General features: G+C 59.6%; 15 protein-coding genes. 4 read left to right on the forward strand and 11 right to left on the reverse strand.

The genetic code is table 11. The annotated features are described in order from the left end of the window. Positions 1-61 precede the first annotated feature (61 nt). From ACVWXE_RS10035 to ACVWXE_RS10045, 3 genes are read left to right on the forward strand one after another with little or no spacing between them, the layout of a single operon-like run. Entirely contained in the window at positions 62-703 is a 642-nt protein-coding gene (locus ACVWXE_RS10035; protein ID WP_457388306.1) for a sigma-70 family RNA polymerase sigma factor, read from the forward strand. Between the two features lie 48 nt (positions 704-751). After that, positions 752-1600 (forward strand): anti-sigma factor domain-containing protein, encoded by an 849-nt coding sequence (locus ACVWXE_RS10040; protein ID WP_457443809.1) that lies wholly within the window; start codon positions 752-754, stop codon positions 1598-1600. Between the two features lies 1 nt (position 1601). Next, complete coding sequence (locus ACVWXE_RS10045; protein ID WP_457443811.1) at positions 1602-2288, forward strand: VanW family protein; 687 nt, start codon at positions 1602-1604, stop codon at positions 2286-2288. Positions 2289-2755: 467 nt separating this feature from the next. Here the strand turns inward: ACVWXE_RS10045 and ACVWXE_RS10050 are convergent, their stop codons facing one another. The 11 genes from ACVWXE_RS10050 to cas10 form a co-directional block, all read right to left on the reverse strand. Further along, entirely contained in the window at positions 2756-3652 is an 897-nt protein-coding gene (locus ACVWXE_RS10050; protein WP_457490229.1) for a putative CRISPR-associated protein, read from the reverse strand. Positions 3653-3701: 49 nt separating this feature from the next. Beyond that, positions 3702-4415: a hypothetical protein gene (locus ACVWXE_RS10055; protein WP_457490230.1), complete on the reverse strand. Its 714-nt coding sequence runs from the start codon at positions 4413-4415 to the stop codon at positions 3702-3704. Between the two features lie 10 nt (positions 4416-4425). Continuing rightward, positions 4426-5505 carry an RAMP superfamily CRISPR-associated protein gene (locus ACVWXE_RS10060; RefSeq protein ID WP_457490231.1) on the reverse strand — a complete coding sequence of 360 codons (1080 nt, stop codon included), beginning with the start codon at positions 5503-5505 and terminating at the stop codon, positions 4426-4428. Between the two features lie 2 nt (positions 5506-5507). Continuing rightward, positions 5508-5960 (reverse strand): hypothetical protein, encoded by a 453-nt coding sequence (locus ACVWXE_RS10065; RefSeq protein ID WP_011432237.1) that lies wholly within the window; start codon positions 5958-5960, stop codon positions 5508-5510. Then, entirely contained in the window at positions 5957-6931 is a 975-nt protein-coding gene (locus tag ACVWXE_RS10070; RefSeq protein ID WP_457490232.1) for an RAMP superfamily CRISPR-associated protein, read from the reverse strand. Before ACVWXE_RS10070 ends, ACVWXE_RS10065 begins: the two co-directional genes overlap by 4 nt. A gap of 166 nt (positions 6932-7097) precedes the next feature. Further along, positions 7098-7949, reverse strand: a complete 852-nt coding sequence (gene csx7, locus ACVWXE_RS10075) for a type III CRISPR-associated RAMP protein Csx7 (RefSeq protein WP_011432239.1) — start codon at positions 7947-7949, stop codon at positions 7098-7100. A 19-nt stretch (positions 7950-7968) separates the two neighbouring features. After that, on the reverse strand, positions 7969-8616 hold the full coding sequence (locus ACVWXE_RS10080; protein WP_414329367.1) for a hypothetical protein: 648 nt from the start codon (positions 8614-8616) through the stop codon (positions 7969-7971). 3 nt (positions 8617-8619) lie between these two features. After that, on the reverse strand, positions 8620-9060 hold the full coding sequence (locus ACVWXE_RS10085; protein WP_414402616.1) for a hypothetical protein: 441 nt from the start codon (positions 9058-9060) through the stop codon (positions 8620-8622). Beyond that, the gene (csx10, locus tag ACVWXE_RS10090) at positions 9057-10289 is read right to left on the reverse strand and encodes a type III-D CRISPR-associated RAMP protein Csx10 (RefSeq protein WP_414344022.1); all 1233 of its coding nucleotides are present in this window, start codon (positions 10287-10289) and stop codon (positions 9057-9059) included. The genes ACVWXE_RS10085 and csx10 overlap by 4 nt, the downstream gene beginning before the upstream one ends. Further along, positions 10289-11011 carry an RAMP superfamily CRISPR-associated protein gene (locus ACVWXE_RS10095; protein WP_457490233.1) on the reverse strand — a complete coding sequence of 241 codons (723 nt, stop codon included), beginning with the start codon at positions 11009-11011 and terminating at the stop codon, positions 10289-10291. Before ACVWXE_RS10095 ends, csx10 begins: the two co-directional genes overlap by 1 nt. After that, positions 11011-13221 carry a type III-B CRISPR-associated protein Cas10/Cmr2 gene (cas10, locus tag ACVWXE_RS10100; RefSeq protein WP_457490234.1) on the reverse strand — a complete coding sequence of 737 codons (2211 nt, stop codon included), beginning with the start codon at positions 13219-13221 and terminating at the stop codon, positions 11011-11013. Before cas10 ends, ACVWXE_RS10095 begins: the two co-directional genes overlap by 1 nt. Positions 13222-13780: 559 nt before the next feature. Here cas10 and cas6 point away from each other — a divergent pair. After that, on the forward strand, positions 13781-14923 hold the full coding sequence (cas6, locus tag ACVWXE_RS10105) for a CRISPR-associated endoribonuclease Cas6 (protein WP_041437102.1): 1143 nt from the start codon (positions 13781-13783) through the stop codon (positions 14921-14923). The last annotated feature ends 90 nt before the right edge of the window (positions 14924-15013 follow it).

A 15013-nucleotide genomic window follows, 5' to 3' on the forward strand; every position in this document is an offset into this window, starting at 1 on the left:
TCCCGCTGGCGCGATCGGGCAGGTTTATCCTCTAGTTGTGTGGGGCGAAACTGGGTGTAGCATGGGTGAGCAACCAGGGACTCCGTCCCGCTGGCGTGAGCGGGTGAGAGATTGGTCATCCCGCGCCGATTGGGAGCTGATGGAAGCGCTCAAGGCGGGGCAACCTGCTGCTCTGGCTGCGCTCTACGATCGCTATGCCGGCTTGGTCTATGGGCTGGCCTTCAAGATCCTGGGCCACGTGGCCGAGGCAGAAGACCTGACTCAGGAGGTGTTTGTCGAGCTGTGGCGCAAGGTTGGCTGTGATCCAAGGACTCCGTCCGAGTCGCGCGAGCGGCGGGGATCCCTGAGCAGTTTTTTGTGCATCCTGACCCGCTCGCGGGCCATTGACCGTCTGCGTTCTCAGGGCAGCCACCAACTTCTTTTGAAACGCTGGCAGACCATTCTCAGCGCCGATAGCAAGACTCGGTTCCCTTTTGAGCAGGTTTCCATCGAGGAGCGGCGGCAAGCGGTGCAAGCGGCCCTCAGCCAATTGCCCGAAAACCAACGGCAGATCCTGGAGTTGCTCTATTACCAAGGGTTGAGCCAGGCGGACATTGCTCGCCAATTGGGGATCCCGTTGGGGACGGTTAAGACCCGCTCTCGCCAAGCTCTCTGCAAATTGCGGGGATCCCTGCGCGCCCTTCTGGGTTTCTGCTCGCGTTAGCGGGACCGCGTCCTAGGTTTGGAGTTGAGTTCTGTCGTCAGGATGGCCATGTCTGATCGCGTCAGCGGGACGGAGTCCTTTCGCGTCGGCGGGACGGAGTCCTTATCCACCTCGCCCCCTTTAACAGAGGAACGGGAAGAACTGGCCGGCTATCTGCTGGGGGACTTGTCTCCCGAGCAGGCGAGTGCTCTAGAGGCACGCCTAACTCAAGACCCTCTGCTGGTGGCCGAACTGCAAGCCTTGCAAGAAACCTTGGAATTGTTGCCCTACGGATTGCCAGGAGTACTCCCGCCTGCCAGCTTGCGCGATAAGGTGATGGCAGAGGTGGGGGCTATCGGCTTACGCGAGCAGGAGATGGCAGTCCCCCTTCACTCTCCACTGCCTGCTTTTGGGGTGGGGTGGCGCTGGTTGGGAGGCTTGGTGGCGGCAATTTTGGTTCTGCTCAGCTTGGACAACTGGCGACTGCGGCAAGCTCTGCAACTGGCCCAGCTAGAATCGGTGCGAGCATTGTCTCATCTCCTGCAACAGCCGGGATCCCGTCTGGTGCATTTGCAGGGGGAGGTGGGGACGGCCAATGTGCTGTTTCGCCCAGGAGACTGGCAGGAGGTTATCTTGGCCGCACGGGATCTGCCCCAACCGGTGGCGGGGGAGCGCTACTCCCTCTGGCTCAAGCTGGATAATGGCGAGTTCCTCCACTGTGGTGACTTTCAGGTGGATGCTCAAGGCTCTGCTCTGGTGGCCCTACGCCCATCCCGCACGTTGCCGGCAGGTACCCGCGCCCAAGAGCTGCTGGTCGCGACCGGTTCCCGCCAACTGCCCGCTCGCGTCAGCGGGCCGGAGGCCTTTCGCGCCAGCGGGACGGAGTCCTTGAAACCCCTTCTGACGGGCAAGGTGTGAGGTGAGAGGAAGGGTTGACCTGCGGAGGTTGGCTGTGCTGGTGGGGGCGCTACTGGCCCTTCTGGCCTTGTGGTGGACGGATCCCACGCCAACAACCCTAAGCCAATACGTTACTTCTTTGCAGGAGCGCACTCCTTCTCAACTCCACAACATTCGCCGAGCCGTCCAAAGCCTGGATGGAGTTTACATCATGCCTGCGACACGCTCACAGGAACAGGCAGAAGTGATTTTTTCCTTCAACCAAGTGGTGGGGCCGCGCAGCCTGGAACGAGGCTATGTGCCCGCGCCGGTGTTTATGGTGGCCGAAACCCTGGATTCGGTTGGGGGAGGAATCTGTCAGGTGTCCTCTAGCCTTTACAATGCCGCTCTGTTGGCAGGGCTGGAGGTGGTGGAGAGGCACCCCCATTACCGGCAGGTAGAGTCGGTGCCCCCTGGCTTAGATGCCACCGTTTGGTACGGCTTGGCCGACCTCAAGCTGCGCAACCCTTTCCCCTGGCCGGTGCGCCTACGAGTTCAGATCCGCGGCCTAAACCTGATTGTGTCCGTGCTGGGACGGGGATCCCGCCACGCCCTGAGGATCCCACCCATCCGTGTAGAGGGGCACCGGCTGGATCCCCAGCATTTGCAGGTGAGCGTGTATCGGGGTAACGAGCGCCTCTCCCAAGATCGCTATGTCGTTGCTCCCTAGCCTCTCATCGCGCCAGCGGGACGGAGTCCTTTTTTCGCCCCATTGGCCCCCTACTTCAGCGTCTCAGGAGCAGCTCCCCAGCAACCTCCACACAGGGATCCATGTTAATTTCTACACCAACATGGTTAGCGACAGGGTCGGCGACAAGCCTCAAACCCTGATTCTTCCGTTGACCCGGTCGATCCCGCTCTGGGCAAGGGTTTCAGGCCTCTCGGCAGAGAAAAATAAGGGGAAATTGCAGCCGTTCGCGCCAGCGGGACGGAGTCCTTTCGCGCCAGCGGGACGGAGTCCTTAAACGAGACCCTGTCGATCTAGGCCCCTGGATCCCGCTCTGGGCAAGGGTTATAATCGGCGGAAGTCGCTTCCCTTCGGGGAAGTGGAATTAATGGAAACGTCGAACCCAGGGGGTAAATATCCCCCTGATAGACAGTCGCTTCCCTTCGGGGAAGTGGAATTAACGGAAACACTCAAAGCAGACGGCCCAAGCGTTGCCGCAATTCGGTGGCAGCCAGCTCTAGGTGCTCGGGGGTGTAGCCGGTGGTTTCTACTCTGACAGCGAGGTGGGTGTCCTGGCTCTCGTGGAGGTGGATCCACAGAATGTGGCGGCCATCTTCGGTTTTGCGGTTTGAGGCTTTGACGCTGTTTTTGGGGGCAGCGTAGGCGTGTGGATCGTATCGAACCAGATCCACCCAGGGAATGTCTCGCAGGAGTCTTTCCACTTTGGCCCAACTGCGGGGTCGGTGATGGCTGGCATCGCTTCGGATTTGGATGATCTGGGAGCGATCTCGGCCTGAATCGGGGAGATCTGCCCGTGGGATCCGGGGCTGAACTTGCGGCTGTAGGTAGGGCAAGTAGACCAGGGATTTGTATTGCTCATGGATGTAGCAAACCGGGACCCCCAATTGGCTGCCCACCACGGCCATGATCATGGCTTGGGCTTTAAACCCGCCGGTAGCGGCAAAGGTGACGAGCCCCTTGGCGCTCTCTGCCAACTGTTTCAACAGCTCGGCCATCCGCTCCAGTGAGGATCCCTCTAGCTCGTAGTTGATGCCGGGAAGGGGAACCAAAGAGACCTGCTGCTGACCCAGCTCTTGCTCAAAAAAGAGCTTCAAAATCTGGGCACACTCCAATCCGTCGGGGGTTTCTGAGTGCAGCAAAATCAAGGCATCATTCGAGGTGGGATCCAGCCGCAAGTAGGTGTTGGTTTCGGCGCTGATCAGCTCCAGATCGGTTCTTTTCATCCAGGCCAGCGCTTGCTCCGGATCCCCGATGGTTTTTTGTCCCACCCAGGGGCGCTGCGGCTGCAGGTCTTTGTCAAGGTTGGTGAGCAAGGAGGTGCCCACCGTCATGATGATGGTCTGCATGGATGGCCGGTTAACTCAAACTTTTCGAGGGCTCTGTTCCGCTTTGTGCTCAGAGCAGCTTGGCCTTGCGGATTCTGCCATCTTCCTTTAGATCCAGAACTTCCACCTGCACCTCTTGCCCCACCGAGAGGGATCCCGCCCGTTTGGGCTCCTTCTGGGTGAGCTTGGTGTCTGTGTCCAGAATCTGGAAGGTGACTTCGTTGCCCTTGATGTTGGTGATGGTGGCCTTCAGCTTTTGCCCGGTCTGGAAGCGGGCTTTGCGGGCCTGATGCTGGGCCTGGTCTTGTTGGTGTTGATGGTTTTGTTGTTGTCTGTCGTCCTGGGATTTGTTTCCCGCCCCTTGGGGAACGGAGTCCTTGCAACCGGAGTTGTCGTTGGGTTGGGATCCCTGAGGTGGTGGAATCTCGCCAATGGGGATCCCTCCATCCTTGTAGTAGCAGGCCAGCCGGGCTGCCCAGCCCAGGATCTGCAGCATCTCCGCCGGCCTGTCTTGCAGAGGTTGCAAGTACCTTTTGCAGGTTTCGTCAATGAGCTGATGGTACCTTCTGGTTTGTTGGGTACGGCATAGGCCATTTTCCCGCACCAGCTCGCCGGTGAATCGGAAAAAGCGGGATCCCGCGTCAGGGTGATGGGCAACCGAGCGTAGATAGGCGACGCATTTGCTCAACTCGTTGACATCCACCCTTTCCTTGGCCAAGGTCAGGGCGATGCCGTGGGCGAGATCCCAAGATTGGGGGCTGAGATCGACAGTGTCTGACAGCATGGGGGAACCCTCAGTACACTCCGGTGGGCGGCTCGCGCAGAGCAGTGGGACTCAGGATGGCGGCCAATCGCTTGAGTTGTTCGGGCAAGATGTAGCCCTGGGCAGCTTGAATTTGCTCTTGCACAAAGGCTTGGAGGCGTTTTCCTTCCAGGGTATCGGCTTCTGGGGGATCGTAGCGGCTGTAGCGATCTTTTAGGTTGCCGGGCCGCTCGATCTTGTCGAGGATGACCTGCAGGGATCCCAGGCCCACGGGCTTACCGCCCCCCACCTTCAGCAGCATGGGATGGTTGGGATCCTGCCCCAAAACCGTGAGCAAGGTGCCCAGCTCGGCAGGGGTGAGGTTTTTGAAGTGGATTTGGGTTTTGAAAACTGTGTTTTGTATCGCTTGCTGGGTGGGCGTTCCCCTTGAACTGCCCTGCAACGCGTTTCTGTGGGTGTAGTAGAACTTGCGCCCGATGACTCTGCCGTTTTCCCCCTGAAAATAAGCTTTGCACTGATCCGGGCGTGGACGGTACAGGGGGGGCAGGGATCCGCCGCCGGATCCGGCACTGGTGGCAATGGCATCCCTGAACTCCACCAATCCCTGCCAGTTGAGAGCACCGAAAACGCGGCTGGCCGGACAAAGCTGCTCCTTGTTGCGGCAGGGGTGCCGCTCCGGGGGGATCCGATTTTTGTACCGGCTCGTCATCACCGCCAGGGTGCTGTTGGTGATCGCCTCATACATGGCCCGGATGGCCCCCTTGAGGGAGCTGCCCTGGATTTTAAGCCTTCCGTTGGGAGTGGTGGTCATGGTTTTGAGCACCGGGATCCCTTTCACCCCGACATCGCTGCCCAAGGCCAAGTGGCCGGTGGAGATGTGGACGGCAGTCTGCACCGTTAGGGTGAGGAAGAGGGTGCCGTGCAACCTATCGGGATGGAACTGGGCGTGGCCGGCGGGCCGCTCCAGCGTGGGGCGCTGGGTGGGAAACGGGATCAGCTCGTAGGGTTTGGGAAACACGGTTGGTTTGCCTCCACCTGGACTGCTGTTGCCGGCAGACGATCTTGCAGATGCGGCCTGGTTGGGCAATGGGCGAGGGCCTTGGGGGGTCATGGTCACCTCGGAATCAGGGCAATAAAGTGAACGCGGGCAGTTCGCTCATCTCGGAAGTAGCGCTGGCCCACCTTGAGATCTTGGGGATGGCTGAGGGGCTTGGGAAAGCGGGTTTCTCGATTTTGGGATCCGTACAGGTCGGCTGCGTGATCCTCCCACCGCCACTCTCCCGGCAGAGGGATAAAGGAGTCCGGGGGAGCTTGGATCCCCAGATACAGCAGATCCCAGCCGTGGGGGGTGCTTTTCCAGCGCAGTTCCCCTTGTTGGGAGAAAACTTGCCCCTCTGGACAGACGGGATCCGCCGGGATCCCCACCTGAATGCCGCTGACTCGATGGGGCCAGCGCAGAAAGGAGTAAGTTTTTTCAGAAGTGGAAAAACAAGCCGAGAGCACTTGGGAAAGCGAGGACTCTGCCCCATCTTGAATCTTGAGGGAGGCGACGTAGGCTGGTTTCATACGGCTTTGGCCTCCGCTTGCAGGAGTTTGGCCCAACTGTTTACGGCGGTGGCGAGCAGATGTTCCACCTTGGCCTCAGACGTCTGATCCCAGGTCAGCCGCGCCCCAAATCCCAAAGGCATTGGCTCCGCTCCCACCGGCACCGCTTGGCAATCGGGTTTGGGGAAGCCGTATTTGCCTGCCTCTTCGGGGGTTAAAAATTCGCCCGCCCCCAACAGGGATCCCTGTGGCCAGGCAAGCTGGGATCCCAGCAGCCGTAGCTCCTGGCTCCCCTCCTCCACCAGGCAGCCCGGGTAGTCCACCGTCGCCCACTCGTACTCCACCCGAACGCGGCCCATGCCGCGGGATTTGGCAAAGCCAATACCAAACCATCCTTCGTCCAGATCCCGCAGCACCAGCCCCAGCAGGCCCAGTTGGGCCAGGGTAAAGTTTTTCAGGTGGATCTTGGTTTGAAAGGATCCCTCTACGCACACTTGATAGCTGAACGGCCCCACCGCCACTGAGCCGAAGACGCGGTCGATGGCCACCCCATTACGTTCCTCCAGGCGCAGAGGGGTTCCCGGCTTGGGATAGGCATCTTCGATGCGGACCCGGCTGGCGATGGCTGTGTTGCCGAACATCTGATCCGTAAAGGAAGAAAGGGCGTAAACCTGGTGGGGCTCTTCAATTTTTTCCAGCCATTGATTGGCCTTTTGGTCGAGGGGATTGCTGGCCCAGAGTTTGAAGCCTCCCCCCTCAGGACGTCTGTCGCTGCCCACCGTTCGGACGATGCGCTCCGCATGGGCGCGAATTGCCCCTTTGAGGGAGCTGCCGGGAAAATAGACCATTCGCCCGCCGCCGTGATAGGTTTCGACGAACTCCATATCGGGCTTCGTCGGGTCAGCCCCTTCTTTGCCCGCCTTGATGAGAACAGGGCCATCGGGCTTGAGGGTGAGGCAGAGGGTGCAATGGTTAACGTAGCGTTTGTGCATAGCCTGGGATCCTTCACACCAGAACAGGAGCTTTTGGTTGAGGGGCTTGGGGCGGCAAGCAGTCTGTCCAGTTTGTCAACCGATAGGGGTGGAAAACGCTGACCGTATCGCCAACCGTTGCAGAGTCCATGAAGACCATCGGGATCCCTCCTGACATGAAATAGGGCTAGCGGCGGGGGCCGACCGATTGCCGTTGAGAGGCCGTTGTTAATTTGGCAACCAGGGCTTCCACCCAGTCTTGGCGCAAAGCGGCAGCCTGCTCCGGGCTGAGCGGCTGTCGGGATCCGGCCACCAGCTCTTGAAGGTAGGCCAGCAGCCGTCTTGGATCCCCTTCTGAGTCGAACCAATAGATTGCCGAGATCTGCAGGCGGACAACCCCCAAGCCACGGGAGCGCCCCCCTCCCAGGGGGATCTGTTCCGTTTCCAATTGGTGCAGGCCAATGGCCAAGAGGCCCAGTTCCCATTCCTCGGCATTTTCGACGACGGCATGAAACCGGAAGGGGGTGCTGGCAGGCACCACTTGCAAGTCGTACAGCTTGCCATCTGCCGCCGTTTCCGTATCCCGATCGATGGCCACGCCATCCCGCTCTTGGTACTGGCCAAACCAGGCTTCCGGCACCACGGGCAAATCTCGGATCTGCACCTTGCCGGCCAACCAAGGGGATCCAAACACCTGCGAGACCCAGTCGGTGGCCTCAATGAGCTTTTGAGTCAGAGCCGCATCGTCCCCTTTGTAGTCATTTTTAATTTGGTTGATGATCTGAAATTGCTCGCTGCTGGTCAATTCGCCGGGATCCCTGGCCAGCTCTGGGTTGATGCCCCGCAAGAAACTTTCCAGGCGAGAGCGCATCGCCCCCTTCAAACTGGAGCCGGGAATGAGCGGACGGCCCAGCGCATCCTTGAGAACCGGCAAATCCGAGCCGATGGGTTCGGTGGAGCGGCCCACCCCGATGTGCAGAGCGGTCACGGTGGTGAGGGTGCCGGTGATTTCCAAGCGGTTTTTGAAAACGTCGAACATTGTTCCCTCAAATGGCTGCTCAAGTTAAGGCTTGTACTGCAGAGGTTTGCCATTCCCGAAGCGAGACGGAGCCCTTAATAAAACTCAAGAGGATCCCTAGGATCTGAGCAATTTCTGAGATAAAGTACTCCCTGTCATCGATAAAGAGTTGGTCACCCTCGAGTTTTGCAAATCGCCAGTTGGTTCCTGAGGTTACTGCTCCATAGACACTGTCTACTTGAGAATTGGAGTTCTTGTTAAAGACCTGTGCCCCCACCATACCGGCAACGCACTGGCCCAGACCCCCGATCAAGTCTTCTTTTTTGGCCTCAACGATAATCACCACCGGATCTTGAATGTAGAGTTGGAGAGGGGATAGGCAAATGATGTAGTCGCATAGGCCCACCAACCCCCTCTCGGGATCCACGTTGAATTCCTTGCCGGAAAACAGCGAGATTTGATCCCGACATAGGTACTTCACCTCTCCCAGCACAGGGGCGATGATAAACTCGGAGCGGGCTTTTTCGCTGTTGACCGAGGTGGCCAAGCCGAGATAGCGATCTAGGGTTATTTTCAAGTAATCGGAGCACTCAGTCGGTGGAACCTCTGCAAACAGGCCATGGATGATTCTTGACCTGAGCTGAAAGGTCGAAATGGCTCTCTCAAGGGTAAAACTGCTGTAGGTCACGGTCTAGGATCCTCCTCCCTCTCGCTTGTACTTGAGGTAGCGGGCCCCATAGCCCAGGTAGCGCCGAATCAAGTCAATTTTGATCTCGTTGACTTTGGGGGATGCTCTTTCAATTCCGGCTTCCCTGGCGATGGCTATAGCCCTTTGATGAATCCAGTTGTCGATGTCTTTGATGATGGCTTCTGCCAAAGAGTCTTTGCCCCGCCCCCACTTGTTATCGCGCCCCACCTGGTAGCGCAAAAAGTTCTTGATCACCTCTGAGCTTTCGGTGGAAGCTGCCACGTGCAATAGGTTGCGATATTGGGCCTCTTCCAATCTGTTGAGACCTCTGAAGTTATCCAAGGCGGCTTGAATTCTGGCGACCAGATCATCTTCGGCCAGCCGGATTTGCCGTTGGATCTTGAGCTCTTGTTCCGATGTGATCTCGCTGGTGGCGAAGGTCATAGCGGGTTCTCCCAGAAATGATGATGGAACGGACTGCAAACTTCGATTTGGCCGAATCCTTCAGCAGTGCGTTCGCCAATCCCCCAGTATTCCATCTCCGCCAAAATCGGGATCCAACGCTCCAGTTGCGTGGTGCTCAGCAGAAAGACGCTGCCCTGCGTGGTTACCAATTCTACATCTTTGAACAGACCCCAGGCAGCGTTCCAGCCGGAGACATAGGCGTAGCTGCTGAAGGCCAGCTCCAAAGCCAGGGATCCATCTTCGCAGTTGGCCTCTTCCTGGAGCATCTGGGGGGTGAGCACGGTGGTGCGTTGCCAGCGCTCTTTGAGAATGGCCCCCGACTGCAGCCCAATGGAGAAATACTGCCGCTCCGGCGGAAGGGGCTGCCAGGGATCCCCGAACACCTGCCATTGTTGCCAGCGCTGCCGCAGCTTTTGGTTGAAGGCTTCCACCCGCTGGGCCAGGGAAGGCCGGGGAGCAGCCAGACGCCGAGCCGTGACGTTGACCCGGCCCAATCCCCGCGACACCCCTCCTCCCAAGCGCAGCAGGTGGGCGTGGGCGTTGAGGTAGCGGGTGAGGGTCTCGGCCAGCTCGGGATCCCGCAGGTAGATGTAGCCGCTGAAAAGGGAGCGCTCCAGATGCCCATTGGGGCGGGCTTTGCCCTCGTTCATCACCTCTAGGCTGTAGAGGATTTGGTCGGCAGCAGTGGCGCGGCGACGGTTGATCCCCACCCGCGTGAGCAGGCGTTTGGACACAGCAGCTCGTTCGTAGCGGGGCCCCAGGTCAGACTCCTGCTGGCTGTAGAACCCCCCGAAGGGCTCCACTCTTCCCCCGGAACCGTCCGGCTCTGTGGGATCGAACGGGATCCCCAGCCGCTGTGAGCAGAAGCGATCCAGGAGCGTGTCGAACACCCCCGTTTTGCCCGCCTCTGAGCGGAAGCCGGGATTGTTTTTCGAGCTGAAGGCCGTGGCCGGCAAGACCTTGCTGCCGGATCCCGGATAGGCGTGGGTAAACACAGCAGGCCGAGCTGCCGTAAACAGGGCGGCCAAATCTCCTTCCAGCGCCTCGGCAGGGCGATGTTGGGTTTGGCTGAGCATGAGGTCGGCCAGAGCACCGCGAATCACGCTGCCGGGAATGTAATCCTGGGCCTCGCTGATGGAGCCGCCCGGCTTTTGCCGACCGATGGCCAAGGGAGACTGAGCCGTTAGGGTGAGTTGAATGGCTTCCATCAGCTCTCTCCCTGGGCCAAGAAAGCCCAATCGGCTGCGGTGGGCTGGAGAGCCTGCAGGGATCCAGGATCCCAGTGCAGCCAGCCCAAACCTGCGGATTTGCTGCCCCCCAGCGCGATCAGGTGGTGCAGGGCCGCCAACAGGAGAGTTCTGCCCCAGGAAGGGCAATCGGGCAAAAGCTGCAGGGATCCGGAAAAAGTCAGCTCAGCCGCGGGAGAGGTCTCAATGAGGTAGAGCCGCTGATCCTCGGCGGTGCGGCGGCGGCGGTTGAGGGTGACCCCAGGGCGAAGGGTTGGTTCCAGAGCTGCTGGCGGCACCTCGCAGACGAGATCCTCCACCCACAGGCGGGCAGGCAGGGCCGGATTGCCGAATATCTGGCAGACCAGACAATGGGATCCGGCGTAGCCCTCCACCTGGTATTCGGGGCGGTGGAAATTTCCTGCGCTGCCCTCCCGCTGCGGACACATGCGCTCTGGGTCGGGAGAGCGGCAAATGGCCCAGCCCAGGCCACGGGCCAGTTTCTCGCACTCGTGGCGCAGCCGCCCCTTCAGTTGGGAGCCGGGAATGATCAGCCTGCCAAAGGCATCTTTGAGCAGGGGCTTATCCGCCAGGGAGCCGCTGGAGCCGCCGGCTCCCACCGCCAGGGCAGAGGCGAGGGTGGCCCTCAAAGGGATAGAGGTGATCGTTCGCCCCGCTTGGGGCAGCTCTGCCAGTCTCACCATCACTCCACCTCCGCCAGAACGGGCCGACCCTCGGCCTGGGGCTGTTTTTGCACAAAGGCGTACAAATCCACCAGATCCCGCCAGATGGTTTCATAGGTTGGCGTTGACGAGGATACCTGTGGCTCAACATACATCCAGGGGGGAAGGTGGCCGTCGTTGGTTTTGGCCTTGCACCAGGTGCGCTCAAAAGCCTCCATCAGCGGCTGCCCCTTTTTGCCCAGGCGGCTGCGGAAATAGAGATAGTTGAGGGTGGCGGTGCGTTTGCCTTTTTCCAAGAAGCTGCGAATCTGATAAAGCTGGGAGCGAGGAAAATTGGCCTCCTGCAGGGCTTGTACCGTTCTCAGCAACCCGTGGATTTCCGGGACGGTATAGGGGCCGGCGTAGAGCTTGAGGGTGTGGCTGTTCTGGCGGATCTCCAGAGCTTCCCGACGAAAATCCTGGATGCTGGAGGCAACCAGGGCGACCGACTTCAACGAGAGAAAGTCGATGGTGGCCACAGAGCAGTCCTTGTCTTTGGGCTTCAGCTTTTTCGCGTAGCTCTTGGCGGATTTCAACAGTTGTTCGGTGAGCTTTTCGGCGTAGTAAATGGGGGTGTCTTCCGAGGCGATCAGCACCCCCACCGAGGCGGAGAGCCGACAGAGCTTCCGATCTGCCGCCGGGTAGCGGTGAGGCACCTTGCCGGAAGATTGAGCTGCATAGGTTGCCGAGGTGTCCAGCAGGAGCTGCTCAAACTGCTCACAGAAGGTGGCGGCAATTTCCAGGGCTTTGTGGGCAGGCACCACCACCAACACATCGTCTCCGCCGATGGTCAGGATCTCGAAGGGGTGGATCCACTCGCCGTTGCGGTCTCTGCCGGTTTCCGGATCTGGGGATAGGCCGTGCAGCCGATGGGCCTGCAGGTGCTGGGCGAGGGCGTGGTAAACGGCTTTTTCCGTTGCCTCGGAAACATCCCGGCTAAATTGTCGGTAGGCTTCTGGGGTTTGGATCTGCTGCACATAGCCCCCCATGTCGTTGCCATCGGCGTAAAGGTAAGCCACAAAGCCCTGGCTGCCCAGGCTGGCGTTGGCCACTTCCCGTAGAGATTGGGCCTCGCCGATCCCCTGGACAGATCCCTGATGGGGCTGCAAATAGCGCTCCTGGTAGGGCTCGCCGGCGGGAGAGTTGAGAAAGCGGGCAAATCGCGTTACCCAGCTTTCCACAAAGCCGGGATCCCAGGTGGGGAACTTGCGGAACCACCCTTGCTTGCCTGTTTCAATGCGCTTGGCCTGGCGACCCACCAGGGCTTTGCGAGCGGTGGCTTCCGAGAGCCAGGGCTGATCGACCAGGTCGGCTTTGGCGATGGCAGGGCGACGGTCGGTGCTGTCGCGGCGCAGGTAGGGATGGGTTTCAAAAAAGGCGGGATGGGCGCGGCTGGGGCGACCGGGATCCGGATTGCCGTTGCGGCGGTGGTTGAAGCGGGCGGCCAGGTAACCCACCAACTCGTTGAAACTTTTGCGGTCTTGAAATCTGGCTTCGCTGCCATCCCCAAAATAGGCTCTCACCAGGGGATGGGTTTTGTGTTGCGCCAGCCAATCCAGCCAGGGGGTGCGTTCGATGGGATCCCGCAACAGGCCGTAGCGCAGTTCCAGCAGCCGAAAGGCGGATCCCACGGCGCAGGCGTTAGCGGTGAGGGTTTCTTCGGTGTAGCGCCGCTCGATGGCCTCACAGAGATCGTCCACATGGGCCGCCGGGCAAAAGGCCAGGAGATTGCCCCCGGTGGAGTAGATGATGAGCTCCGGGATCAGGGCTTGCGCCAAAGCCGGGTAGTGCTGCTGCAGCCAAGGCCGGATCTGCTCGGCCACATAGGCCCTCAGCTCTGCTTGAGACTCTTTCCCCAAACCTTCCCATCCCAGGTAGGTTTGCTCGGGATCCCCGAAAAAGGCGGGCAGATCCACCAGGTTAATGCGATCCAACAAAGCGGAGGCCCCGCGGATTTCCGACAGCTTGGCCGACTCGAAGACATAGCTCTTGATCTTGGTGGCCCCCCCGTAAACCAAGCCGATGCGGGTTGTCTGCTGCCACAGCTCCGGGTAGCGGGATTGCAGCTCCGCCGGGGTTCTGGGAAAGGTCTTCGCCGCCATGCTCTCCTGAAATTGGCGCACCTGAGCCAAAATGGGCCGTAGCTCTTCTGGGATCCCGGCCTCGTTGTCGGCGCGAACGGCGGCCCGCATCTGCTGCAAGGTCTCCAGGGCAAACTGGGGATCCCGCTGTTCTCCCCACGCCAGGCACCAGGCCAAGGCAACAGGAACGGGAGAGGGAGCAGAAGTAGGGGTCATGAGCAGCACCTGCGAAATGCGAAAAAGGAAGACAAGTCTTGGACAGGGCTTCCATCGGCTGCGACGGACAGATCCCTAAAGGCTGGGGGCAATTGGCCTCGATTTTTAATCCTTCACGGAAGACCAAAGCCCTTCAAAAAAGGGTTTGCCGGTTGGGTGGGTAACCAATCGAATCAAGCCGAGAGATGCCATTGAGGTTACCGATTGTTTCAGCCATATCCGATAAACGCTCTCGCCTCATGGTTTTCAGTCCTCTAGCTTGCTAGCAGTATAGATCGAGTGCGATGGGTTGCAGACGATTGCAAGGCTTTCTTCAGATTGTGAGATTTTTTCTGCCTGTACAACGGGCAATTCGAGAGTAAACCCAATAAGAAGGGATCCCTTCTAAAATTTTCTCAATGGAAAGTTGGGTTTTGTGTTGATTGTTGCTGTGGACTGGGAATGGGCTGTGCCTATGCTGAGTTTCTCAGAGCCATCTGCTGATAGAGAAGCGAACGGCAAGTGGCCGACGGGATCCGAGTTGGTGGGGATCACCTTGGAAGTTCAGGCTCCTCGGTCTTACCTGCTGGATCCCCACTATGCCAAAGGGCTGCACGCCTGGTTCTTGAGCCAGGTGCAAGAGACAGACCCGCAGCTATCGGCCTATTTGCACGATGGAGAATCGGAGAAACCTTTTACCCTCTCCCGGCTGATGGGGCCGTTCCGCGAGCAGGGGGGGCGACCGCTGATCCCGCCTCATCTCCCCTTCCGCTGGTGGATCACCGGCCTCAACCCGCCGGTGGTGGAGTGGCTGCGAGGGTGGTGCCAACGGCTGCCCACCTGGCTGGAATTGCGGGGATCCCCGCTGCAGATCCTGGGATGGCAGATCTCGATCCCCCCGCGCACTTATCGTCAACTGTTGGAGCAGCCTCTTTCCCCCCGCTCCTGGAGCCTTTCCTTCGTCTCGCCCACCAGCTTTCGCCACCGGGGCCACCATCTGCCGCTGCCGATCCCTCGCAACCTGTTCCACAGCTATCTGCGCCGTTGGAACGATTTTTCCGGTCTGCCCATCGAGGCGGAGCCTTTTCTGGATTGGGTGGATGGGGAAGTGATCATCCAGCGGCACCGTCTGGAATCGGTCAAAACCACCGCAGGTCGCCAGGGATCCGTGACGGGATTCATCGGCTGTGTGCAGTTGGCTGTCTCCTCCCGTGCGCCTGAGCTGTTGCAGCAGCAGCTCCAAGCCCTGATCCACCTTGCCCCCTACTGCGGCACCGGCCACAAAACCCCCTTTGGGCTAGGGCAAACCCGCCTGGGTTGGTTGGCCGAAGAGCTACCCGCCTCCCCTGTCCCTTCCCGGGAAGAGCAGGTGGCCCAGCGGATCGAGGAGCTGAGCGCCCTCTTTCTCAGCCAGCGGCAACGACAAGGGGGATCCCGCGCCGAAAAAACTGCCCAACTGTGGGCGACGATCCTGGCCCGCCGCGAAGGTGGAGAGAGCTTACAACAGATCGCCGCTGATTTGGAGATGCCCTACGAGACGGTGAAGACCTATGCCAAGCTGGCCCGCCGCTCTCTCCAGTCTGGATCCCAGGACTACTCGTCGAGCAGTCTTCCCTAGGTTGTGTTGATCTTTCATTTGAGCCAAAAGAGAGCACTGACGAGATAGAGAAAACTCAAGAAGTTCCTGGCCAATTTGTCAAAACGAGAA

This window comes from Thermostichus sp. MS-CIW-41, assembly GCF_054058915.1.

What these genes read in the sequence shown, in the direction of transcription:
- cas10 (WP_457490234.1), bottom strand. Translation starts at nt 13,221, where the DNA reads ATGCGGGCCGCCGTTCGCGCCGACAACGAGGCCGGGATCCCAGAAGAG.
- ACVWXE_RS10060 (WP_457490231.1), bottom strand. Translation starts at nt 5,505, where the DNA reads ATGACCCCCCAAGGCCCTCGCCCATTGCCCAACCAGGCCGCATCTGCA.
- csx10 (WP_414344022.1), bottom strand. Translation starts at nt 10,289, where the DNA reads ATGGAAGCCATTCAACTCACCCTAACGGCTCAGTCTCCCTTGGCCATC.
- ACVWXE_RS10070 (WP_457490232.1), bottom strand. Translation starts at nt 6,931, where the DNA reads ATGCACAAACGCTACGTTAACCATTGCACCCTCTGCCTCACCCTCAAG.
- ACVWXE_RS10050 (WP_457490229.1), bottom strand. Translation starts at nt 3,652, where the DNA reads ATGCAGACCATCATCATGACGGTGGGCACCTCCTTGCTCACCAACCTT.
- ACVWXE_RS10055 (WP_457490230.1), bottom strand. Translation starts at nt 4,415, where the DNA reads ATGCTGTCAGACACTGTCGATCTCAGCCCCCAATCTTGGGATCTCGCC.
- ACVWXE_RS10035 (WP_457388306.1), top strand. Translation starts at nt 62, where the DNA reads ATGGGTGAGCAACCAGGGACTCCGTCCCGCTGGCGTGAGCGGGTGAGA.
- ACVWXE_RS10085 (WP_414402616.1), bottom strand. Translation starts at nt 9,060, where the DNA reads ATGACCTTCGCCACCAGCGAGATCACATCGGAACAAGAGCTCAAGATC.
- cas6 (WP_041437102.1), top strand. Translation starts at nt 13,781, where the DNA reads ATGCTGAGTTTCTCAGAGCCATCTGCTGATAGAGAAGCGAACGGCAAG.
- csx7 (WP_011432239.1), bottom strand. Translation starts at nt 7,949, where the DNA reads ATGTTCGACGTTTTCAAAAACCGCTTGGAAATCACCGGCACCCTCACC.
- ACVWXE_RS10095 (WP_457490233.1), bottom strand. Translation starts at nt 11,011, where the DNA reads ATGGTGAGACTGGCAGAGCTGCCCCAAGCGGGGCGAACGATCACCTCT.
- ACVWXE_RS10065 (WP_011432237.1), bottom strand. Translation starts at nt 5,960, where the DNA reads ATGAAACCAGCCTACGTCGCCTCCCTCAAGATTCAAGATGGGGCAGAG.
- ACVWXE_RS10040 (WP_457443809.1), top strand. Translation starts at nt 752, where the DNA reads ATGTCTGATCGCGTCAGCGGGACGGAGTCCTTTCGCGTCGGCGGGACG.